Here is a 22,960-nt window from a genome sequence, read left to right on the forward strand (position 1 = left end):
TGAGGCAGGGTTACAAACGCATGGGCATAATAACGTAACAGCAAGACTCGTCATGCTGAGGTTCAATTAGTGCACTGCTGTTTGAGTCAGACAGAGTAAAAGAAACCTGTTCGTCATCAATGTTATTTAAGACATCTAGCAAATAGCTAACGTTGAAGCCTATCTCAAGATCATCGCCTTGGTAATCGACTTCAATAACTTCTTCCGCTTGTTCTTGTTCAGGGTTTGTCGCAGTAATACAAAGCTCACCACTGCCTAAATTCAAGCGCACACCGCGAAATTTTTCATTTGATAAAATTGAAGCGCGCCCAAAAGACTGACGTAAAGCATCGCGATGCGCGACCACAACTTTATCACCGCCACTTGGTAAAACACGACGATAGTCAGGAAAACGACCATCAACCAGTTTACTGGTAAACACCAGCTCTGGTGTTTCAACGCGAATATGGTTGTTTCCGATAGAAACCGACACTTCCTGATCGTCATCGCCTAACAGACGAAGTAACTCAACCACCCCTTTACGAGGAACAATAACCTGTCGTTGTGCAAGACCTGGTTGGTCAATGGCACAAGTGCTCATCGCCAAACGGTGACCGTCGGTTGCAACAGAGCGCAACATGCCATTATCCGTTTCAAACAACATACCATTTAAATAATAACGGACGTCCTGGTTCGCCATTGAGAAATGGGTTTTCTCCATTAAGTCCTTCAATATGGCCTGCTCAGTCACCAAATGGATGTCACTTTTCCAGTCATCGATATTTGGGAAGTCGTCTGACGACAGAGTGCTAAGCTTAAACTTACTACGACCTGATTTAACGGTTGCGCTGTCTTCCTGTGAAGTGAACTCAATTGTTGAACCTTCCGGTAAGCTCCGCACAATATCCAGAAGTTTCTTAGCTGGTACAGTAACCGCTGCATCCATATCTGCAGATTCCAGCGGTACCGAGGAGACCAGTTCAACTTCCAGGTCTGTTCCGGTCAATTTAAGCTGGCCGTTATCTACCTGTAATAACAAATTCGACAAAATTGGTAACGTATGCCGCCTTTCAACAGCACCACTCACAACCTGCAGTGGCTTGAGAAAAGCATCGCGGTTAATTGAAAATTTCATGACTGAGTCCCCTGTTTATAACGACATACCTTATGACGACAACGTTCGAATAAGATTTCTATAGTCTTCTTTTATGTCGTGCTGCGCATCTTTTAATTCTTGTATTTTTCGACAAGCATGTAAAACCGTCGTGTGGTCACGCCCGCCAAAAGCGTCACCAATTTCCGGTAAACTGTGGTTGGTTAATTCTTTCGCCAACGCCATGGCCAACTGTCGTGGACGCGCTACGGAACGACTCCGGCGCTTAGACAAAATGTCAGCTAACTTAATATTATAATATTCTGCGACTGTCTTTTGGATGTTATCAATAGTGACCAACTTTTCCTGAGCGGCAATTAGGTCACGCAGCGCTTCGCGCACAAAATCGATAGTAATGGGTCGGCCGGTAAGTTGAACATTCGCGACAACCCGGTTCAGCGCGCCTTCAAGTTCGCGCACATTTGAACGCAGCCTTTTGGCAATGAAAAAGGCGACTTCGTGTGGCATATGTAACCCACGTTCGTCCGCCTTTCGCATTAAAATAGCAACTCGCGTTTCTAATTCCGGTGGTTCAATAGCAATGGTCAAGCCCCAACCGAAACGGGATTTCAGCCGATCTTCTACTCCATCTATTTCTTTCGGGTAAAGATCGCTGGTCATAATAATTTGCTGATTACCTTCCAACAGTGCGTTGAAAGTATGAAAGAATTCTTCCTGAGAGCCTTTTTTATTCGCAAAGAAATGAATGTCATCTATTAGCAAAGCATCAACAGAGCGGTAGTAGCGTTTAAATTCATTGGTCGAACTGTTGCGAATTGAGTTAACCATGTCCTGAACAAAACGCTCTGCCCGAATATAAAACACCTTGGCGTCCTTCTTGTGCGCCATAATGCCATTGCCAACTGCGTGCAATAAGTGCGTTTTACCTAAACCCGTGCCACCATAGACAAAGAGAGGGTTGTAAACACCGCCTGGATTCTCAGCTACCTGAATAGCTGCCGCTCGGGCTAGTTGGTTCGACTTACCTTCAACAAAGTTGTCAAAAGTGTATTCAGGATGAATATTGCTCTCAAATGGTACTTCAGTATCGGCATTACTGGACGAGAAATTCGGCGTTTTTCTGCGCGTTGCTGCAGCGCGTTGTTGCGAACCGTTATCTTTTTGTGTTGGCGATGCTTCCCCAACCTTTAAAACAACATTCGGTACTTTGTCATCGCACATCGATTCCAAATACGCATTAATGGTTTTCAGGTATTTATCGCGCACCCAATCGACCGAATAGATATTCGGCGCAAATAAGGTCAAAGTCTCGCCATTAAGTTTGGCTTGAAGAGGTCTGATCCACGTGTTGAACTGCTGTAACGGTAACTCCGATTGCAGTCGCTCTGCACATTGTTGCCAAAGCGAATTATTCACACTCTTCTCCTGGATCGTTTTTTATTATCATAACCAAAGATTGTACTTCACTCAGTTAATCTTCGCTAGTATAAACTGCCTGAAAACGGCATGAATAAAGGAGATAAAAAATAGTCACTGATGGCAGAACTGGCGCATAACTTGCTTGTAACCAGCCACTTTACCAAAACAGAAAAATCATCTAAAAAGTGAATAACTGTTATTTTATCCACATTCTTAATGTTATAGTTGCTACAGATTGTGGATGAGATTAATTTAGGTTTTATTGCCTAAAACCGCCTCTTATCATTGACTCAATGCGAAAAGATCGGTAAGATCCGCGCTCTAAAAAATTCCGTTCACGTTTGGTTTCAACTTTTTCGGCCAGCGTGGGAAATAGCAAACTGACCGATGGAATATTAGTTATGAAAAGAACATTTCAACCAAGCGTATTAAAACGCAAACGTGCTCACGGCTTCCGTGCTCGCATGGCAAGTAAAAACGGCCGTAAAGTATTGGCTCGTCGCCGTGCTCGTGGTCGCAAAGTACTGAGTGCATAAAAGTATCTCATATGGAAGGGAGTTACGTCTGTTAACTCCCTCTCATTTCCAGACTGTATTCTCAAACCCTCCTGTAAAAGCCGTTACTGCTCATGTCACTATGTTGGCAACCCCCAATGAGTTAGGGCATCCACGTATAGGTGTTACTGTCAGTAAAAAGCGAGCGAAGCGCGCTGTTGACCGAAACCGCATAAAACGCCAGATACGTGAAACATTCCGTTTAAGACAGCACAAAATCCCCGGTTTTGACATTGTAATTATTGCCAAGCAGGGTATTGTCGAGCAGGATAACGCCGCATTACGGGATACATTGAATTATTTATGGCGAAAATTAGCAAAGCGTTGCGAACAATACCAATCGCGTTCATAAAGGTTTATCAATGGTTTATTAGCCCATTGCTAGGCCCGCGTTGTCGATTTTATCCATCTTGCTCGCATTATGCCTGTGAGGCTATACAAAAACACGGTACAATCCGAGGTATTGGCCTTGCTGCAGTAAGAATTGGTAAATGTCATCCTGCCCACGAAGGCGGTTATGACCCGGTTCCGCCCAGTAAGCAAGAAATTAAGCCAGAAAATAGCAACGAATCCGAATCTTTACTAAAACAGCCAACAGAGACGAAATCACTATGAATTCGCCACGCACGATATTATTTATTGCCTTTTTAGTGGTGTCATTCTTCCTATACCAAAATTGGATGGTGGAGACCGCACCCGGAACAAAAGCAAACGAAACCGCGACAGTAACGCAATCGAGCAATAACACTGAAAACAGCGATGTGCCTTCAAGTGGTTCAGCTGCGGCAGATGTACCGGAAGGTGATCAGCCCGTTGTTAGCCAACAATCAGAAACAACCATTCGCGTCCGCACCGACGTGCTTGATGTCGAAATTGATACTCGCGGTGGTGACGTTGTTTCAACAGAGTTACTTAAGTTCGCCAGGGACTTAGGAACCGAAGAGCGTTTCCAGCTATTACAGAATAGATCAAATAGCGTATACGTCGCACAGTCTGGCTTAATTGGCCCGGATGGTATCGATGCGAGCGGTGACGGTCGTCCGTCTTATAACTACGAAAAAGAAAGCTATCAGTCCGAAACTGACGTTATCGAAGTTCCGTTAACCTACACCACGGAAAGCGGCGCAATCTATCGTAAGGTATTTACTTTCACTCCCGGAAAGTACAACGTCGACGTTCGTTTTGAGATTGAGAACAATACAGCTAACGCGCTGAATACTCAGTTCTACGGACAACTTAAGCGCTCCATGGGTACTGGCGAAAGTGGCAGCATGATTATGCCAACCTACTTTGGTGCAGCGTACTCGCATGACGATGACAAGTTTGAAAAGTATGACTTTGACGACATGCTGGATAAAAAGCTGAACGTCACCTCGCAGACCGGTTGGGTCAGTATGCTTGAACACTACTTTGTTTCGGCATGGATACCTGAACAGGGCCAGCCTAACCGCTTGTTCTCACGTGTTGCGAATGGCAGCCAGGCAATTATTGGTGTCATTTATCCGATGACCGAAATTCAGGCCGGCAGCTCAAAAGTCATTGAGTCACAGCTTTATCTGGGTCCTAAAGATCAGGACGCTATGGCGCAAATAGTTGAGCACCTGGACTTAACCGTCGACTACGGTTTCCTTTGGTGGTTAGCTCAGCCAATATTTAAGCTGCTTCAATTTTTACAAAGCCTGGTCATTAACTGGGGTCTGGCCATTATTCTGACCACCGTTATTGTCAAAGCATTGCTGTTCCCATTGACCAAAGCGCAATACGTATCAATGGCTAAAATGCGTATGCTGCAGCCTAAAATGACCGCCCTTCGCGAACGCTATGGCGACGACCGACAGAAAATGTCGAGCGCCATGATGAAGCTTTATAAAGAGGAAAAAGTAAATCCTCTGGGCGGTTGTTTGCCAATGCTGTTGCAGCTTCCAATCTTCCTGGCGCTTTACTGGGTGCTGTTGGAAAGTGTCGAACTGCGTCATTCAGAATTTGTATTCTGGATTCAGGACTTATCGACCAAGGATCCATACTACATTCTGCCAATATTAATGGGTGCCAGTATGTTTCTGATGCAGCGACTGCAGCCAACACCAACGGCTGACCCAATGCAGCAGAAGCTGTTCCAGTATATGCCGGTTATCTTTACCGTCTTCTTCCTGTGGTTCCCATCAGGTCTGGTACTGTACTGGCTGGTCAGTAACTTGATTACCATTGCACAAATGCTGATCATATACCGTGGGTTAGAGAAGAAAGGAATAGACGTTAGGAACAAGAAGAAGTAATCAAGCATTAAGGCCCGGCTTATGCCGGGCTTTAGTCCTTTTGGGAGCAATGAAAAATGACAACTGAAACAGACTTTGACGACACCATTGTTGCTCAGGCCACGCCACCCGGACGCGGTGGTGTTGGTATTGTTCGCGTTAGTGGCAAAGCCTGTAAAGATGTTGCTGAAAAACTGTTAGGCCATTGCCCCAAACCTCGTAAAGCCGAATACCTGCCTTTTTACGATTTACAAAAACAACTGCTGGACGAAGGCATTGCGCTTTATTTCCCTGGCCCTAACTCCTTTACCGGCGAAGATGTCTTAGAGCTGCAAGGTCACGGCGGACCCGTTCTTATCGACATGATCATTAAGGCCATTCTGGAAATTCCCGGTATTCGTCCTGCACGACCTGGTGAATTTAGTGAACGAGCGTTTTTGAACGACAAGCTTGACCTCACCCAGGCAGAAGCTATTGCCGACTTAATTGATACCAATTCGGAGCAAGCCGCTAAAGCCGCATTACAAAGCTTAAAAGGTGAGTTCTCTCATAAAATTGACCAGCTGGTTGATGCCGTTATTCACCTACGCATGTACGTTGAGGCAGCCATCGACTTTCCGGATGAAGAAATCGACTTTCTTTCCGACGGTAAAGTCTCCGGCGATTTAGCTGAAATTATTGACCACCTGTTCCATATAGAACAAGAGGCCCGGCAAGGAACGCTTATGCGTGAAGGTATGCGCATTGTAATTGCCGGACGTCCTAATGCGGGTAAGTCCAGCTTGCTTAATGCTCTGGCAGGTCGCGAGTCCGCCATTGTTACCGAAATAGCCGGAACCACCCGTGATGTTCTGCGAGAACATATTCAAATAGACGGCATGCCGCTGCATATTATTGATACCGCCGGTTTACGCGAAAGCCCGGACCACGTTGAGAAAATAGGTATTGAACGCGCCTGGGATGAAATTCGTCAGGCAGATCGCGTTTTATTTATGGTCGACAGTCAGGAGACTTCTGCCATTCATCCTGACGACATATGGCCGGAATTTTTCGCTCAGTTACCTGAAGACATGCCCTACACCGTTATCCGCAATAAAGTCGACTTATCGGAAGAGCCTACCGGCATTGATGAGCACAACGGTATTCCGGTTATTCATTTATCCGCCAAAACTGGCCACGGCATTGAATTACTGCGCGAGCACTTAAAGCATTGTGTTGGGTACAACACAACTGCAGAAGGAAGCTTTATGGCCAGACGCAGGCACTTAGAAGCTCTGGCTAAAGCAAAAACCCATTTACTGCAGGGTCAGGAGCAACTCGAAGCCAACATGGCCGGCGAAATACTAGCTGAAGAGCTACGTCTGACCCAACAGCACCTCAATGAAATTACCGGTGAGTTCACCTCAGATGATCTGTTGGGTCAAATTTTTGGCTCCTTCTGTATTGGGAAGTAATAGACGAAAACCGTAATAATTATTGTTGTAAGTGACTAAACAGGATCCATCCCCCGACACAAATTAACGTGATTCCGCCAATAATTTCTGCCCGATGGCCAAATAGATTGCTGACAGCGCGGCTGCAGAGAACCCCAATAGTCACCATTATGGTTGTTGCCAACCCAATAAGCCCAGCTGCGATAAAGATATTTACGCCTTCTATAAATGCCAGGCTGACGCCCACTGCCATAGCATCAATGCTGGTGCCGACAGCAGTAATCACAAGTTTAATAAAGGAGTGCTTAACCGGTTTAACCGCTTCTTCGTCAGGTTTTAATCCCTGATCGATCATGTGTAAGCCAAGAATCAACAGCAGACCGAACGCCAGCCAGTGATCCCAGGCTTCAACATAACTCAAAGCGGAGCGACCTAATAACCAGCCAAGAATAGGCGTTAGCCCTTCGATGCACCCAAAAATAAGCCCCATTCTTAACGCTTCAGAAAATTTTGGACGATTTAAACTCGCACCCTTAGCTATCGCGGCCGCAAACGCATCTGTGGACATAGCAAAAGCAAGTAAAACCAAAGCAATGGGGTTCATTTCTGTACTCTCCGTAACCTACTAATAAAAACAAATTTTGCTGTTTTTGTTTCAATAAAATGGCATTTTACATCATATGGTTCCGCGACAGTACTACCGAGTCACTCTTGACTCGATGCTTTATAATCAACAACCTCGAATATAAGACTTTCGTGGTTAAGGAACAAAAGTGAAAGACAAGTTAGCGCAATGGGGGTTTGACTACGTCCGGCTCCGGTTTGGGTTCAGAACCGGCATTGCTGGCTGTTTGTCACTTGTTTTTGCCTGGACACTTGGATTAGAACACCCTCAATGGGCCGCTATGACCGTTTGGGCTGTTTCACAGCCAACTCGTGGTCTTCTCGTAGAAAAAGCCGCCTATCGTGCTTTAGGTACTTTGCTGGGCACCATGTTTGGAATGATACTGGTTGTTTCTGCCGGCGGCGAGATCATCTGGCTGGTAGTTGGTTTATCACTCTGGGTAACCTTCTGTGTTTACACCGGCAATTTACTGCACGGTCTTATTTCCTACGGCACCATTTTGGCCGGGTACTCTGCCTCAATGGTCGTTCTTCTGACACAAAGCCCAGATGCTTTGATGCCACTGGGTATCGACCGTTTGCTTACAGTATTTGTCGGTATTATAACCTCGTTAGTTATTGGTTGGGCTTTTACTTATAAACGCGCGGAACAAACTTTAATTAACCAACTTCGCCGACTTACCGCCGCTAATTTACAGGATATCAGTCATTATTTTGCTGAACCGGATAAGGTTTCACTTAACCTGTCTGAAAAGTTGTCGCAGTTAGCGGCCATAGAAGCTCAATTACTCGATCATGGTACTGGTTCTGTCAGCGCTCATGAGTCGGCCAAAACCTTACGTTTAATCATTAACAGTCAGCTCGGGTTTTTAACCGAACTCAATATTCAGGAACCAGAAAAAAACAAAGAAGTAAGTAATCACTTACTAGAATCATCAAATAAGTTAAATTCTTCCGCTAAACGTTCCGAAATTATTGAACCTCTCAGAAAAGCCCTGAAACTGATTAAAAACGATGCATTAAAAAGACGGTTCAGTGAATTTGTTGAAGCCACCAATGACCGTTTATCTTTTCGGGATTCAGGCAAAACGGCCAGCTCAACCCTGCTGACCAAAACTATTTTACACCGCGACTGGAGAGGCGCTCGTCAGGCGGCTATAAGAACCTTGGTTATAATGAGCCTAATTGGTGCAGCCTGGTGGTATACCGAATGGTTTCAGCTGGCTTATTTAATGTTAGGCGCGTCGGTTATGCTGACATTATTTTCAACTGCCGATAACCCCGCCCTGACCATGAAGTATGTATTTTTTGGACAGTGTGCAGGAGCTCTGACCGCCATACTAATACAAGCTGCTGTCTGGCAATATCAGGATGCCATTTTTTGGATGTTAGTGGCGTTAATGCCCGTTATTTTGTTGGCCGGGTTTCCTATGTCTCATCAAAAAACTGCCAACGGCAGCATGGATTTTAATTTGGTCTTCTTACTACTAATGCAGCCTTCAGTAGCTTATTCGTTCCATCTTGGTCACTCTATTACCATTGCTTTAGCCGTGGTTGCCGCACCATTGCTTGCATTAGTTGCTTATCGTCTAATTTACCCGACAAGCCTAAAAGCTCGTTACCAAACTTTATTGCAAACACTGACAGAAGAAATTGACCAGTTGGACACCGAGAAACTCACCGAAAGCCAATACAAAAGGCGCAAAGCACGCTTTTACCATCGAGTCATAAAGCTAACCCAAATTAGTGATAAGCTCGGCTTAAAAGAAAAAGACTCCATAATTGAACACCTTTTAACCGGACAAAAAAGACTCAACTCAACCGGTTAGTTCAGTTTTTCTATTGCGAGACCAACGTTTTATTTCATACTCACGCTGACATGCTTTCGAGCGGTTAGGGTGCACCTCACTCCAGACAAGCTCAACCGGACGACGAGCACGTGTGTATTTCGCCCCTTTTTTATCGTCCTCATTGTGCTCATTAACGCGGCGCTCAACGTCAGTTGTCACACCGGTATAAAACGTATTATCAGCACACTTCACTAAATAAACCGACCAGGCCACGCTTGAACTCTCTCGTAATAAACCCAATAAACAGTGTAACAGCAGTTAATTACTGAACCGACTAAGGAAGCTATTATGAGCAGACATTTTGATGAAGCCAAGGGGTTATCGGAACAACATGACCCGGCAACGCACGACTTTGTTTTTAACCAGACCATGTTCCGCATAAAAGATCCGGAACGCACTTTAAAGTTTTACAGTGAGGTGTTGGGAATGACTCTGGTAAAGCGCCTGGACTTTCCTGAAATGGAATTCACGCTTTATTTCATGGCTGCTATTTCACCGGAGCAACGTAAAGACTGGTCAACCGACCACGACAAACGTATTGAACAAACCTTTGGTCGTCCGGCTATGTTAGAGCTCACACACAACTGGGGCGATGAAAACGACGATTCAGTGTCTTACCACAGTGGCAATGAAGAGCCGAAAGGCTTCGGTCACATTGGATTCGCAGTTCCCGATATCGATGCTGCCTGTGAGCGTTTCAAAAAAATGGGCGTGGAATTTCAAAAACGCCCTAACGATGGAAAAATGAAAGGCATTGCCTTTATTAAAGACCCGGACGGCTATTGGATTGAGATATTTACACCAGAGCGCCAACCGGAACTTTTAAAAGAGCATTTAAAATAAAGGAAAAGGCCAGTTCATAAGAGCTGGCCTTTCTTTTGTTAATCAGAAAGCATCGTCTTCACTTTATCTTCCAGCGACGTCATGCCATGTTCACGACCAACTTCTAACGCTTTTTCCACCGGCATTCCGTCTAACCAACCCGCGCGCAAAGCCATCAGTGCACCTACGCGGTTACTCGAAGCGCAATGCACCAGAACGGTTTTATCGCTATTTTCTAATAGAATACGATCAACCATACGTGCGTTCTCAAGGGTAACACCGTCTGCGCCATTAACCGGTACATGGTAATAAGCCATACCATTACGGGTCACAACAGCAGCTTCCTCGCTTTCGATCATTTCTTTTTGTGAAAGCAAATTAATAACAACATCACCGCCGTTATCCGCAAATTCCGCTAACTGTTCATCTGAAGGCGTGCCCATAACCCAAAGGTTTTCAGACACTTGTTTAGGCGACTCTATACCAGCTGAAACATTGAATGAAACTATTACGGCACTTAAAGCCACTAATACCTTTATAAGACCTTTTACCATTTGGGTTCTCCTGTATGATTCGTGTTTTTCTAATAGTAGCAAATGAGCAAAAAAGTTTATGACCGTTTTACATCTTTTAGTGGGTACAACCTCCGGTAATACCGAGTTTTTAGCCGATACTGTCAGCGAAAAACTCAACGAACAAGGTATCGAAACCGAGCTTCACTACGAGCCAGAATTTGAAAAACTCCCGACCGATCAACCCTGGTTAGTTTTTCTAGCCAGTCACGGCGCCGGCGACTATGCCGACTCTATGCTCGATTTTTATGATGAAATAAATGATCCCCAAAGCCCTGATTTAACAGGACTAAACTACGCAGTTGTCGCTATTGGTGAGTCCTGCTACGACACCTTCTGCGAGGCGGGTCGTCATTGCGATAGCCGTTTGCAGGAACTCGGTGCCATTAAACTGGCTGATCGTTTAGAAATAGACATGCTGGAAGACGATCCGGAAGAAAAAACATTAACCTGGTTGCCCGCGATCACTGATTCTGTAAAGGCTCTGTGATCATACCCACATGCTTATACACAGTTATTTTAGCCTGTGATTAAAGCTGGCATAAGATCACTTAAGCACTGTCAATGGAGTGGGTATAACACTGGGGATAAACTGATCTGTGTATAACTACCCCACTTATCCACGATCTATGATCCCAGTTCAACCCCGGTTATCTACAGAGAGTGATCTTAATATGAGCTATATAAAAAAAGGGCTGTAGCGATCTATTCACAGAAAACCGCTGACTAGTAGTAATAACAATAAAAGATCTAAATAAGATCCTTTACTGATCTTCTTTAAGATCTTTAATAACACTGAACGAAATTTAACCATTTAGATTTATACAAAATCGCGTTAAAATAATCGGCTATTTTCCTATTCTTCAACGAAAGGTCACATTGAATGTCAGAACAGAGCCAACAACACTTTGATGTTATTGTTGTCGGTGGAGGACACGCCGGAACAGAAGCAGCCTTAGCCGCCGCTCGTTTAGGTGTTAAAACCCTATTGCTTACGCATAATATTGATACTTTAGGGCAAATGTCCTGTAACCCAGCCATTGGTGGAATAGGAAAAGGTCATTTAGTTAAGGAAATTGATGCCCTTGGTGGCTTCATGGCAAAAGCTGCAGATAAAGCCGGAATTCAATTCAGAACACTCAATTCTTCAAAAGGTCCTGCAGTACGAGCGACAAGAGCTCAGGCCGATCGCCAACTGTATAAACAAGCGATCCGCTACGCATTAGAAACACAACCTAATTTGTCGATATTCCAGCAAGGTTGTGATGATCTTATTGTTGAAAACGATCGCGTTACCGGGGTTGTTACCCAAATGGGTCTTAAATTTACCGCTAAAACCGTTGTTTTAACGGTAGGGACCTTCCTTGGCGGACAAATTCATATTGGTCTGGATAACTATCAAGGAGGCCGCGCAGGCGATCCTCCTGCAAATGCTTTAGCTAAACGCTTACGTTCATTGCCGTTACGAGTAGAGCGGCTAAAAACCGGCACACCACCGCGTATTGCCAGCCAAAGCGTCGACTTTTCGGTCATGCAGGAACAACCTGGCGATAACCCAACTCCGGTATTTTCCTATATGGGTTCGCGTGCTGATCATCCACAGCAAATCCCCTGTTACATTACGCACACCAATGAAAACACTCACGAAATTATTCGTTCAGGGCTTGATCGTTCGCCCATGTATTCAGGTGTGATTGAGGGTGTAGGGCCACGTTACTGCCCTTCTATCGAAGACAAAATCGTTCGTTTTGCTGAAAAAGGTTCACATCAAATATTCGTAGAACCTGAAGGTTTAGATACCTTTGAAGTTTACCCTAATGGTATTTCAACCAGTCTGCCGTTTGATGTTCAACAGCGTCTGGTTCAGTCAATTAAAGGCTTCGAGAACGCTCATATTACGCGTCCGGGCTACGCCATAGAGTACGATTATTTTGATCCCAGAGATCTTAAACAATCGCTGGAAACCAAAGTCATTAACGGCTTGTTCTTTGCCGGCCAAATTAACGGCACAACCGGCTATGAAGAAGCCGGAGCACAAGGCCTTGTTGCTGGCTTAAATGCCGCATTGCAGGCACAGGATAAAGATTCCTGGTCACCACGACGTGATCAAGCCTACATGGGCGTGTTGATCGATGATCTGTCAACCTTGGGTACTCAGGAACCGTACCGTATGTTCACTTCGCGTGCGGAGTATCGTTTGCTTCTGCGTGAAGATAACGCCGATATTCGCTTAACCGAAATTGGTCGGAACCTTGGTTTAGTCGATGATGAACGCTGGGCTGCATTTAATAAGAAAATGGAAGCTGTTGAGCAGGAAAAACAACGGTTAAAAACCACCTGGGTGCATAAAGACCACGCCTCAGTGGAGCAAATTAATGCCTTGGTAAAAAGCCCTGTAACCAAAGAAGTCAGTGGCGAAGAGTTATTGAGACGCCCGGAGATCCATTATCAGGATCTTGCCAAGACGGATTTTTTTGCTCCGGGATTAGAAGATCCATTAGCCGCTGAACAAGTTGAAATTCAGATTAAATATGCAGGTTATATTTCGCGTCAGCACGATGAAATTGCGAAGCAGCAGCGTCACGAGAATACTTTGCTTCCTTCACCTTTCGATTACGCTAAGATTAAAGGCTTATCGAATGAGGTTATTGCTAAGCTAAATGACCACCAGCCAGAAACAGTAGGCAAAGCGGCTCGTATTTCTGGTATAACACCTGCGGCCATTTCTATGCTTCTGGTGCACCTGAAAAAACAGGGTTTATTGCGTAAAAGTGCTTAAGGAAGGGATGTGAAAGAGCAGTTAAAGGAATTATTGGAGCAAGCGCAACTAACCCTGTCAGAGTCCCAAATTGACCAGCAACTGGCGTTAGTAGGTTTATTGGACAAGTGGAACAAAGCCTATAATCTGACCAGCGTAAGAAATCCAAAGGATATGCTCACAAGACATATTATGGACAGTCTGGCGGTTCGTCAGTATTTACAGGGACAACGTTTTATTGACGTTGGAACAGGCCCGGGTTTACCTGGGTTACCTTTGGCCATAGCAGAACCTGATAAAGAATTTGTTTTGCTCGATAGTTTAGGTAAGCGTATTCGTTTTATTCGTCAGGTTTGTCACGAGTTAAAATTAACCAATGTGACGCCGGTACAGGCCCGGGTTGAAGATTATCAGGACGAAAAAAAGTTTGATGGTGTAATCAGTAGAGCCTTTGCCTCGCTTAATGATATGCTTTCCTGGTGTGAGCATCTACCTTCAGATAAAGGACGGTTTTACGCTCTTAAAGGTTTATACCCACAAGAAGAACTGGACGAACTGTCAGCAAACTATAAAACTGAAAGTATTGAGCAAATTAACGTTCCCGGCATTGACGCGAGCCGACATATCGTCATTATAAGCAAACGGTCATAAAACAACCGACAGTCGATTATCCGACAACAACAAGAGGTTATAAAACCCGTGGCTACAACCATTGCTATTGCGAATCAAAAAGGCGGAGTTGGAAAAACAACCACAGCAGTTAACCTGGCTGCATCGATGGCTGCTACCCGTCGCAAAGTGTTGTTGATCGATTTAGATCCTCAAGGTAATGCAACCATGGGTAGCGGCGTTGATAAGTACGATGTTGAAAACAGCATTTATGAGTTGTTGATTGAAGAAAAACCGGTTAAAGACGTTGCGGTAACAGACACTAACGGTAAGTATCATTTAATCGCGGCAAATGCTGATGCAACTGCCGCTGAAATTAAATTAATGGAAGTTTTTGCGCGGGAATTACGCTTGCGTAACGCGCTAAAAGCTGTTCAGGACACCTACGATTACATTTTTATTGATTGCCCACCGTCGTTGAATATGTTGACCGTTAACGGCATGGCTGCGGCTGACTCTATTCTGGTGCCAATGCAGTGTGAGTACTATGCACTGGAAGGTCTGACTGCGTTAATGGAAACCATTCGTCAGCTGGCCGATGTGGTTAACCCCGGGCTAGAGATAGAAGGCATTTTGCGGACTATGTACGATCCGCGTAACCGTTTGGCTAACGATGTTTCAGAGCAACTAAAAAACCACTTTGGTGACAAAGTCTACCGAACAGTCATTCCGCGTAACGTGCGTTTAGCTGAAGCGCCTTCATTTGGTGCACCGGCTATGTATTACGATAAATCATCAACGGGTTCAAAGGCTTATTTGTCCTTAGCGGGTGAACTTATCCGACGTTCTGAAAATCGTAACGAAGTAGCAGAAGAATCATAACAAGGGAATTTAGCGAATCATGTCGGCAAAAAAACGAGGTTTAGGTCGTGGTCTGGATGCCTTACTGACCAGTAATCAGCAAAACTCTGATCGTCAATCTGAACAGGTGACGGAAGAAGTTAAAGGCGAATTACAGAAACTGCCGGTTGAACAGTTAAAACCCGGTCGTTATCAGCCTCGTAAAGACATGTCACCCGAAGCTTTGGAAGATTTAGCCGCTTCAGTGAAAGCTCAGGGTATTATTCAGCCTATTGTGGTTCGCCCTGTTGGCAAAGACGAATACGAAATTATTGCCGGGGAGCGTCGTTGGCGTGCGGCCCAATTAGCCAAACTGGAGCTGGTTCCCTGTCTAATCAAAGACGTGCCCGATGAAGCCGCTGTTGCTATTGCGTTAATTGAAAATATTCAACGTGAAGACCTCAATGCAATGGAAGAAGCCACAGCGTTGCAACGCTTATTGGATGAATTCCAGATGACCCATCAGGACGTTGCTCAGGCTGTGGGTAAATCGCGTACTACTGTAACGAATTTACTGCGCTTAAATAATTTACAGGACGGTGTGAAAGTATTGCTTGAACGTGGCGACATTGAGCTGGGCCACGCCAAGTTGTTGCTGGCATTAGAAGGTGAACAACAAGCCGATGTAGCGCAGCAAATTGTCGCAAAAGATATGACCGTACGTGACGCCGAAAAACTGGTCAGACGTACTATCGACCCCCCGAAACAAACTGAAAAGCCCGAACCAGACGCGAATATTGAACATTTAGAAACGAAATTGTCTGAGACTCTGGGCGCGAAAGTTTCCATCAATCATGGTCGTAAAGGAAAAGGAAAACTGGTTATCAGTTACACCAACCTGGACGAACTGGATGGAATTCTGACCCACATCAAATAATTATTCCAATGTATTGATTGTTGTAGAACTTTTGTTAAATGGCATAGAAACCGTTGCCTACAGGCAAATTTGTTTGCAATTACATGGCAGATCTTTATACTAGCGCGAGTTTCATTGTGGCTGGTTGAAAGCCACATAAAGATAGCCGCCAGTTAAAAGGTTTTGGTCGTGACACAGGCACTCAATGCGGTAGGTAAAAAACTGGCAGGAAGAATAGTAGGCACACAATTTATTGTGGTCTTAGTTGCTGCACTTGTCACGATATTGGTTTCGAATACGCAGTCGGCTTTAGGTATTCTTTGTGGCGGATTAACCGCTGTAATACCCAACGCACTATTTGCACTTATTGCTTTTAAACATGCAGGTGCACGCGCTAATCAGAAAGTTGTACAAAGCTTCTTTTTAGGCGAAGGCGTTAAGCTTCTGCTAACAGCACTGCTGCTGATGCTCGCACTGCTGATAACAAATTTATATCCTGTGTGGTTACTTATCGGCTTCGTTATCGCCGTCACCATGCAGTGGATAGCACCGGTTTTATTTTTAAAATCAACCTAACTGGGAAACAACATGGTAAGTGGAGAACAAACTCCGACTCAGTATATCCAGCATCACCTCCAAAATTGGACGGTTGGTGAAGGGTTCTGGGCGGTGAACGTCGATACTATCTTCTGGTCCGTGTTACTGGGTGTGCTGTTTCTGTGGAGTTTCCGCAGAGTAGCCAAAAAATCCTCTGCTGGGGTACCTGGTAAATGGCAATGCTTTGTCGAAATGATTGTCGAGTTTGTCGACAACAGCGTCAAAGAATCCTTTCACGGTAAAGATAAACTGATTGCACCTCTGGCATTAACCATCTTTGTCTGGATATTCCTGATGAACCTGATGGACTTAATTCCGGTCGACTGGTTACCAACAGCCGCTATGTACGGTGGTTATTGGTTAGGCTTTGTTGACGATCCGCATGACGTCTACATGAAAGTTGTACCAACAACTGACCTGAACACAACCTTTGCTCTGAGTATCAGCGTATTTGCGCTCATTATTATCTACTCAATTAAGTACAAAGGCGTGAAAGGCTTTGCCAAAGAAATGACATTAACCCCGTTTAATCACTGGGCGTTAATGCCGGTAAACTTTGTGCTTGAAAGTATCACGTTACTGGCAAAACCAGCGTCACTGGCACTGCGTTTGTTCGGTAACCTGTATGCGGGTGAATTGATATTTATTCTGATTGCAATGATTGGATTATTCCAGCTACCAGCGCACTTTGCCTGGGCTGTGTTCCATATTCTGGTCATTACATTGCAAGCGTTTATTTTCATGATGCTGACCATTGTTTACTTAAGCATGGCTTCATCTGAACACTAGTGTTCTAAACAAAAAGTTTTTAGCTTTACTTTTAACTTTAATCTACTGAAAAACTGGAGAAATCAATGGAAACTGTAGTTGCTTTTACTGCTATCGCTGTATCAATCATGATCGGTCTGGCTGCACTGGGTACAGCACTGGGCTTTGGTATTCTGGGTGGTAAATTCCTGGAAGCTGCTGCTCGTCAACCAGAATTGGCACCACAGCTGCAAGTTAAGATGTTCATCGTAGCTGGTCTTATCGATGCTATCGCAATGATCGGCGTTGCTGTTGCATTGCTGTTCACGTTTGCGAACCCATTCTTAACCCAGGTAGCAGGCTAATCGTTATTCGACGGTCACCAACTGAAGGAGGTCCGTTGTGAATATCAACGCTACTCTAATTGGACAATCGATCGCGTTTGCCGTGTTCGTGTGGTTCTGCATGAAATTTGTATGGCCACCGATCATCAAGGCTATTGAGGAACGTCAGAAGAAAATTGCTGACGGCCTTAATGCCGGTGAACGTGCTCAAAAAGATTTAGAGAAAGCCCAGCAAGAAATTGCCGAGCAGCTCAAAGAAGCGAAACAGCAAGCCGCTGAAATCATTGAACAGTCGAAAAAACGTGGTGCTAAAATTGTTGAGGAAGAAACTCAACGTGGCCACGAAGAACGTGAAAAAATCGTTGCGTCTGGACATGAAGAAGTGACAGCTGAGCGTAACCGCGTTCGCGAAGAGCTGCGTAAGCAAGTCGCCGTATTGGCGGTTTCTGGGGCTCAGAAAATCATTGAGCGTGAAATTGATAAAGACGCTCATAGCGACATTGTTGAAAAACTGGTCGCTGAACTTTAATAAAGGGGTTTGAGCTTATGTCAGAACTGACTACGGTCGCTCGCCCTTACGCAAAAGCAGCTTTTGATTTTGCTTTAGAACAGGGAGCGCTCGATAAGTGGGCAGAAATGCTTAGCTTCGCTGCTGCGGTAGCGCAAGATGAGACTATTGCCTCATTTTTGAGCAGCTCTTCGACTGTTGGAAAAACGACAGATGTTTTCTTGGGTGTTTGCGGCGATGAGCTCGACGATAACGCTAAGAACTTCGTTAAAGTACTGGCTGAAAATGAACGTTTGCCTGTACTTCCAGCGGTTAGTGAGCTCTATCAGACGCTTCGTGCTGAACACGACAAAGAAGTCACTGTAGATGTGAAGTCAGCGGTTAAACTGCTGAAAGCACAACAAACGGCTTTGAGTAAAGCACTTGAGAAGCGCCTGCAACGCAAAATTAAGCTGAACTGCAGTGTCGACAAGTCCATTATTGGCGGACTTGTTATAGAAGCTGGTGATACCGTTATTGACGGCACCTTGCGCGGCAAGCTCGACAGACTTGCTTACGCACTGCAATCCTAATTGGGGACTTGAGCATGCAATTGAATTCAAATGAAATCGCAGAACTGATCAAACAGCGAATTGAGAAGTTCGAAGTCACCAGCGAAGCCCGCAACGAAGGTACCATCATGTCTGTACAAGACGGTATCATTCGCATTCACGGACTTGCAGACTGTCTGCAAGGTGAAATGGTCGAGCTACCTGGTAATCGTTACGCTATCGCACTGAACCTTGAACGTGATTCTGTTGGTGCGGTTGTTATGGGTCCTTATGCAGACTTGCAGGAAGGCACCAAAGTAAAATCGACCGGCCGTATCCTTGAAGTTCCGGTCGGCGAAAAACTGTTGGGCCGTGTGGTTAACACACTAGGTCAGCCTATCGACGGTAAAGGTCCAATTGAAGCTGACGGCTATGAGCCAGTTGAGAAAATCGCCCCGGGCGTTATCGAACGTCAGTCGGTTGATCAGCCAGTACAAACGGGTTACAAGTCAATTGACTCGATGATTCCAGTTGGTCGTGGTCAGCGTGAGCTTATCATCGGTGACCGTCAGACAGGTAAAACAGCTTTAGCGGTAGACGCTATTATCAACCAGAAAGATTCTGGTATTAAGTGTGTTTACGTAGCCATTGGTCAGAAGAACTCAACCATCTCTGCTGTTGTACGTAAGCTGGAAGAGCACGGCGCATTGGAAAACACCATTGTGGTTGCGGCTTCTGCTTCTGAATCTGCAGCACTGCAGTACTTAGCCGCTTATTCTGGCTGTACTATGGGTGAATACTTCCGTGACCGCGGTGAAGACGCTTTGATCGTATACGATGACCTCTCTAAGCAGGCTGTTGCATACCGTCAAATTTCACTGTTGCTGCGTCGTCCGCCAGGTCGTGAAGCATTCCCTGGTGACGTTTTCTACCTCCACTCTCGCTTACTTGAGCGTGCGGCGCGTGTTAACGCTGACTACGTAGAAAAATTCACTGACGGTAAAGTAAAAGGCCAGACTGGTTCTTTAACTGCCTTACCTATCATTGAAACTCAGGCAGGTGACGTATCGGCATTCGTACCGACTAACGTTATCTCAATCACCGATGGTCAGATCTTCCTAGAAACTGACTTGTTTAACTCAGGTATTCGTCCTGCGGTTAACGCCGGTGTCTCGGTTTCTCGTGTTGGTGGTTCAGCACAAACGAAAATCATCAAGAAATTGGGTGGCGGTATCCGTCTTGCCCTGGCTCAGTACCGTGAATTGGCGGCGTTCGCTCAGTTTGCATCTGACCTTGATGAATCGACTCGTTCACAGTTGGAGCACGGTCAGCGTGTAACCGAACTGATGAAACAGAAACAGTACAAGCCTATGAGCGTGTCTCAAATGGCTGTATCAATTTATGCCGTTGAAAAAGGCTTCTTGAAAGACGTAGAAATCGACAAAATCATGGATTTTGAAGAGTCGCTGCAATCTTTCATGGCGAGCGAATACGCCGAGCTAATGGCTGAGATTGATAAAACTGGCAACTATAACGACGACATCGATGCGCAATTGAAAGCCGCGCTTGAGAAATTCAAGCAAACGCAATCATGGTAATCGCACCTGGCCGCAGTAGCGGCCATTTGTCGTTGAGTTAACAGGAGAATCGTCATGGCCAGCGGTAAAGAGATAAAAACTCAGATCTCGAGTATCGGTAATACTCAGAAGATCACCAGTGCTATGGAAATGGTCGCTGCGTCGAAAATGAAAAAGGCGCAGGAACGTATGGAGGCTAGTCGCCCCTATGCGGACACCATTCGCAAGGTGATTGGTCATGTGGCGCGCGGTAACCTTGAATATCGTCATCCATTTATGGAAGAACGTCAGGTTAAGCGTGTGGGTTACATCATTGTTTCTACCGACCGTGGTTTGTGTGGCGGCTTGAACGGTAATGAGTTCAAGAAAGTCGTTAAGCACGCTAACGAATGGAAAGAGCAAGATGTTGAAGCGGATTTTGCCGCAATAGGCAGCAAAGCAACCGGTTTCTTCAAGCGTTTTGGTAAGTTGAAAGCGCAAGTTTCAGGTATGGGCGATAAGCCAGAGCTGAAAGAAATCACCGGTTCTATCCAGGTTATGCTGGATGCCTTTGAAGAAGGTAAAATTGATCGCTTGTACGTTGTATTCAACAAGTTTGTGAATACGATGACCCAGGAGCCGACCATTCATCAATTGTTGCCATTGCCGCAAGCAGGATCGGAAGAAGAAGTACAGACAGGTAGCTGGGATTACCTGTATGAGCCGAATCCGGAAAGTATTCTAGATACGCTAATTCGTCGCTTCGTAGAAATGCAAGTGTACCAAGGCGTCGTAGATAACTTTGCTAGTGAGCAAGCCGCTCGGATGATTGCTATGAAAGCTGCAACCGACAACGCCGAAGACATTATTGACCAATTACAATTGCGATATAACAAGGCACGTCAGGCAGCAATTACGCAAGAAATTTCGGAAATCGTGTCCGGCGCCGAAGCGGTATAACGCGGCAACGGTTAACAGAATTGAAGAGTTAGAGGAAACGTCATGAGTCAAGGTAAGGTCGTACAAATTATCGGCGCCGTTGTGGATTTAGAATTTCCACAAGACGCTGTACCAAAAGTATACGACGCACTGAAAGTGACCGAAGGTGGCTTAGAAGGTTTGGTTCTTGAAGTTCAGCAGCAGCTGGGCGGCGGAATCGTACGTGCCATCGCAATGGGTACAACTGACGGTCTGCGTCGTGGTATCACCGCTGAAAACACCGGTGAATCAATCATGGTTCCAGTGGGTAAGAAGACCCTGGGCCGTATTATGGATGTATTGGGTAACCCAATTGATGAAGCGGGCCCTATCGGTGAAGACGAGAAGATGTCTATTCACCGTGCGGCACCAAGCTACGAAGAACAGTCAAACACTAACGAACTGTTAGAAACAGGTATTAAAGTCATCGACTTGATTTGCCCGTTTGCTAAAGGTGGTAAAGTTGGTCTGTTCGGTGGTGCTGGTGTTGGTAAAACCGTTAACATGATGGAGCTTATCCGTAACATCGCAATCGAGCACAGCGGTTACTCAGTATTCGCTGGTGTTGGTGAGCGTACTCGTGAAGGTAATGACTTCTATCACGAGATGAACGATTCAAACGTTCTGGATAAAGTATCACTGGTTTATGGTCAGATGAACGAGCCACCGGGTAACCGTTTACGTGTTGCTTTGACGGGTTTGACTATCGCTGAGAAATTCCGTGACGAAGGTCGCGACGTACTTTTCTTCGTTGATAACATCTACCGTTATACCCTGGCCGGTACTGAGGTATCAGCACTGTTAGGCCGTATGCCTTCAGCGGTTGGTTATCAGCCTACCCTGGCCGAAGAAATGGGTGTTCTGCAGGAACGTATCACCTCTACTAAGACGGGTTCAATCACGTCGGTACAGGCGGTTTACGTACCAGCGGATGACTTGACTGACCCATCTCCGGCAACAACCTTTGCGCACTTGGATGCAACCGTTGTACTTAACCGTGACATCGCGTCATTGGGTATCTACCCTGCGGTTGACCCGTTGGATTCAACGTCACGTCAGTTGGACCCACAGGTTATCGGTGATGAGCACTACGACACAGCAATGGGTGTTCAGGAAGTACTGCAACGCTATAAAGAGCTGAAAGACATCATTGCGATTCTGGGTATGGACGAGCTGTCTGAAGAAGACAAACTGTCTGTATCTCGTGCTCGTAAAATTCAGCGCTTCTTGTCGCAGCCTTTCTTCGTAGCCGAAGTATTCACTGGTGCTCCAGGTAAATATGTATCTTTGAAAGATACTATTGCCGGCTTTAAAGGCATTTTGGATGGTGATTACGACGATATGCCAGAGCAGGCCTTCTACATGGTTGGTACCATCGAAGAAGCGGTAGAAAAAGCCAAAAACCTGTAACCGACCGGGAGGTTTGAATGGCAACACAAACATTAAATCTGGACATTGTTAGCGCTGAAGACAAATTGTTCTCAGGCGTTGTACAAACGGTTCAGGTCTCTGGTAGCGAAGGTGAGCTGGGTATTTACCCAGGTCACGCGCCCCTGCTGACAAAAATCAAACCAGGTATGGTTCGGTATGTCAGCGAAGCGGGCGACGAAGAACTTCTGTATGTCGCCGGTGGAGTGTTAGAAGTACAGCCTGGTCATGTCATTGTACTAGCAGACGTTGCTGTTCGTGGTGACGATCTCGATGAGAAAGAAGCTGAAGCGGCGAAGAAACGCGCTGAAGAAGCTATTGCTGACTCAAGTGCAGATGTGACCTATGCAGAGGCAATCGCCGAGTTATCGCGCGCATTGGCTCAGCTTGAGGTTATTCGTAAGCTTAAGCGCTAAAACTTCTGCGTTAAAATACGTAAAAGGCCTTGTTGTTAGTGCAACAGGGCCTTTTTTGTCGTTACAATAGGTGTACGTAATAAAGCTGCTGCAAGCGATACTGAATTAAGG

At 45.4% G+C, this 22,960-nt stretch carries 26 protein-coding genes; 21 read left to right on the forward strand and 5 right to left on the reverse strand.

The window, feature by feature from the left end:
• Positions 1-10: 10 nt before the first annotated feature.
• Both dnaN and dnaA read right to left on the reverse strand, forming a co-directional pair.
• Positions 11-1,114: a DNA polymerase III subunit beta gene (gene dnaN / locus ACP7FG_RS06115; protein WP_417437406.1), complete on the reverse strand. Its 1,104-nt coding sequence runs from the start codon at positions 1,112-1,114 to the stop codon at positions 11-13.
• 30 nt (positions 1,115-1,144) lie between these two features.
• Entirely contained in the window at positions 1,145-2,509 is a 1,365-nt protein-coding gene (gene dnaA / locus ACP7FG_RS06120; RefSeq protein ID WP_199493922.1) for a chromosomal replication initiator protein DnaA, read from the reverse strand.
• 404 nt (positions 2,510-2,913) lie between these two features.
• On the opposite strand from dnaA, the gene rpmH reads away from it, so the two are divergent.
• The 5 genes from rpmH to mnmE are packed head-to-tail and all read left to right on the forward strand — an operon-like array spanning position 2,914 to position 6,775.
• Positions 2,914-3,048: a 50S ribosomal protein L34 gene (gene rpmH, locus ACP7FG_RS06125; protein WP_054488948.1), complete on the forward strand. Its 135-nt coding sequence runs from the start codon at positions 2,914-2,916 to the stop codon at positions 3,046-3,048.
• Positions 3,041-3,418 carry a ribonuclease P protein component gene (rnpA, locus tag ACP7FG_RS06130; protein ID WP_224798524.1) on the forward strand — a complete coding sequence of 126 codons (378 nt, stop codon included), beginning with the start codon at positions 3,041-3,043 and terminating at the stop codon, positions 3,416-3,418. Before rpmH ends, rnpA begins: the two co-directional genes overlap by 8 nt.
• Positions 3,370-3,681, forward strand: a complete 312-nt coding sequence (gene yidD / locus ACP7FG_RS06135; protein ID WP_278358502.1) for a membrane protein insertion efficiency factor YidD — start codon at positions 3,370-3,372, stop codon at positions 3,679-3,681. The genes rnpA and yidD overlap by 49 nt, the downstream gene beginning before the upstream one ends.
• Entirely contained in the window at positions 3,678-5,342 is a 1,665-nt protein-coding gene (gene yidC, locus ACP7FG_RS06140; protein WP_224798523.1) for a membrane protein insertase YidC, read from the forward strand. Before yidD ends, yidC begins: the two co-directional genes overlap by 4 nt.
• Before the next feature lie 56 nt (positions 5,343-5,398).
• Positions 5,399-6,775: a tRNA uridine-5-carboxymethylaminomethyl(34) synthesis GTPase MnmE gene (gene mnmE / locus ACP7FG_RS06145; protein WP_222237034.1), complete on the forward strand. Its 1,377-nt coding sequence runs from the start codon at positions 5,399-5,401 to the stop codon at positions 6,773-6,775.
• Between the two features lie 19 nt (positions 6,776-6,794).
• Here mnmE and ACP7FG_RS06150 read toward each other — a convergent pair whose 3' ends face one another.
• On the reverse strand, positions 6,795-7,358 hold the full coding sequence (locus ACP7FG_RS06150; protein WP_224798522.1) for a manganese efflux pump MntP: 564 nt from the start codon (positions 7,356-7,358) through the stop codon (positions 6,795-6,797).
• A 169-nt stretch (positions 7,359-7,527) separates the two neighbouring features.
• Here ACP7FG_RS06150 and ACP7FG_RS06155 point away from each other — a divergent pair, with 169 nt between their 5' ends.
• On the forward strand, positions 7,528-9,207 hold the full coding sequence (locus tag ACP7FG_RS06155; RefSeq protein WP_439225864.1) for an FUSC family protein: 1,680 nt from the start codon (positions 7,528-7,530) through the stop codon (positions 9,205-9,207).
• Here ACP7FG_RS06155 and ACP7FG_RS06160 read toward each other — a convergent pair.
• Positions 9,196-9,441: a GIY-YIG nuclease family protein gene (locus ACP7FG_RS06160; RefSeq protein WP_224798520.1), complete on the reverse strand. Its 246-nt coding sequence runs from the start codon at positions 9,439-9,441 to the stop codon at positions 9,196-9,198. The genes ACP7FG_RS06155 and ACP7FG_RS06160 overlap by 12 nt on opposite strands.
• Before the next feature lie 75 nt (positions 9,442-9,516).
• Here ACP7FG_RS06160 and gloA point away from each other — a divergent pair, with 75 nt between their 5' ends.
• Positions 9,517-10,071 carry a lactoylglutathione lyase gene (gene gloA, locus ACP7FG_RS06165; protein WP_224798519.1) on the forward strand — a complete coding sequence of 185 codons (555 nt, stop codon included), beginning with the start codon at positions 9,517-9,519 and terminating at the stop codon, positions 10,069-10,071.
• Between the two features lie 38 nt (positions 10,072-10,109).
• Here gloA and ACP7FG_RS06170 read toward each other — a convergent pair whose 3' ends face one another.
• A complete protein-coding gene (locus ACP7FG_RS06170; RefSeq protein WP_439225865.1) occupies positions 10,110-10,604 on the reverse strand; it encodes a phosphatase domain-containing putative toxin in 495 nt (164 codons plus the stop codon).
• Between the two features lie 58 nt (positions 10,605-10,662).
• Here ACP7FG_RS06170 and ACP7FG_RS06175 point away from each other — a divergent pair, with 58 nt between their 5' ends.
• From ACP7FG_RS06175 to ACP7FG_RS06240, 14 genes are all read left to right on the forward strand, one after another.
• On the forward strand, positions 10,663-11,112 hold the full coding sequence (locus tag ACP7FG_RS06175) for a flavodoxin domain-containing protein (RefSeq protein ID WP_054488962.1): 450 nt from the start codon (positions 10,663-10,665) through the stop codon (positions 11,110-11,112).
• Positions 11,113-11,505: 393 nt separating this feature from the next.
• The gene (gene mnmG / locus ACP7FG_RS06180; RefSeq protein WP_054488964.1) at positions 11,506-13,401 is read left to right on the forward strand and encodes a tRNA uridine-5-carboxymethylaminomethyl(34) synthesis enzyme MnmG; all 1,896 of its coding nucleotides are present in this window, start codon (positions 11,506-11,508) and stop codon (positions 13,399-13,401) included.
• A gap of 9 nt (positions 13,402-13,410) precedes the next feature.
• The gene (gene rsmG, locus ACP7FG_RS06185) at positions 13,411-14,031 is read left to right on the forward strand and encodes a 16S rRNA (guanine(527)-N(7))-methyltransferase RsmG (RefSeq protein WP_222236058.1); all 621 of its coding nucleotides are present in this window, start codon (positions 13,411-13,413) and stop codon (positions 14,029-14,031) included.
• Between the two features lie 48 nt (positions 14,032-14,079).
• Entirely contained in the window at positions 14,080-14,871 is a 792-nt protein-coding gene (locus tag ACP7FG_RS06190; RefSeq protein ID WP_054488968.1) for a ParA family protein, read from the forward strand.
• 19 nt (positions 14,872-14,890) lie between these two features.
• A complete protein-coding gene (locus tag ACP7FG_RS06195; RefSeq protein ID WP_054488970.1) occupies positions 14,891-15,766 on the forward strand; it encodes a ParB/RepB/Spo0J family partition protein in 876 nt (291 codons plus the stop codon).
• 168 nt (positions 15,767-15,934) lie between these two features.
• Positions 15,935-16,321, forward strand: coding sequence for an ATP synthase subunit I (locus ACP7FG_RS06200; RefSeq protein ID WP_054488972.1), 387 nt, complete (start codon positions 15,935-15,937; stop codon positions 16,319-16,321).
• A gap of 12 nt (positions 16,322-16,333) precedes the next feature.
• A complete protein-coding gene (gene atpB, locus ACP7FG_RS06205) occupies positions 16,334-17,131 on the forward strand; it encodes a F0F1 ATP synthase subunit A (RefSeq protein WP_054488974.1) in 798 nt (265 codons plus the stop codon).
• Between the two features lie 65 nt (positions 17,132-17,196).
• Complete coding sequence (atpE, locus tag ACP7FG_RS06210; protein ID WP_011235847.1) at positions 17,197-17,454, forward strand: F0F1 ATP synthase subunit C; 258 nt, start codon at positions 17,197-17,199, stop codon at positions 17,452-17,454.
• A gap of 37 nt (positions 17,455-17,491) precedes the next feature.
• Entirely contained in the window at positions 17,492-17,962 is a 471-nt protein-coding gene (gene atpF, locus ACP7FG_RS06215) for a F0F1 ATP synthase subunit B (RefSeq protein ID WP_054488976.1), read from the forward strand.
• Between the two features lie 17 nt (positions 17,963-17,979).
• The gene (gene atpH / locus ACP7FG_RS06220; RefSeq protein WP_054488978.1) at positions 17,980-18,513 is read left to right on the forward strand and encodes a F0F1 ATP synthase subunit delta; all 534 of its coding nucleotides are present in this window, start codon (positions 17,980-17,982) and stop codon (positions 18,511-18,513) included.
• Between the two features lie 14 nt (positions 18,514-18,527).
• On the forward strand, positions 18,528-20,069 hold the full coding sequence (atpA, locus tag ACP7FG_RS06225; protein WP_054488980.1) for a F0F1 ATP synthase subunit alpha: 1,542 nt from the start codon (positions 18,528-18,530) through the stop codon (positions 20,067-20,069).
• 54 nt (positions 20,070-20,123) lie between these two features.
• Positions 20,124-20,987 carry a F0F1 ATP synthase subunit gamma gene (gene atpG, locus ACP7FG_RS06230; RefSeq protein ID WP_439225866.1) on the forward strand — a complete coding sequence of 288 codons (864 nt, stop codon included), beginning with the start codon at positions 20,124-20,126 and terminating at the stop codon, positions 20,985-20,987.
• A 42-nt stretch (positions 20,988-21,029) separates the two neighbouring features.
• Entirely contained in the window at positions 21,030-22,415 is a 1,386-nt protein-coding gene (gene atpD, locus ACP7FG_RS06235) for a F0F1 ATP synthase subunit beta (RefSeq protein ID WP_054488985.1), read from the forward strand.
• Positions 22,416-22,432: 17 nt separating this feature from the next.
• Positions 22,433-22,849: a F0F1 ATP synthase subunit epsilon gene (locus ACP7FG_RS06240; protein WP_054488987.1), complete on the forward strand. Its 417-nt coding sequence runs from the start codon at positions 22,433-22,435 to the stop codon at positions 22,847-22,849.
• Positions 22,850-22,960 lie beyond the last annotated feature (111 nt).

This window comes from Idiomarina sp. ST10R2A5 (assembly GCF_051842325.1).
In the GTDB taxonomy this organism is placed as follows: Bacteria; Pseudomonadota; Gammaproteobacteria; order Enterobacterales; family Alteromonadaceae; genus Idiomarina; species Idiomarina abyssalis.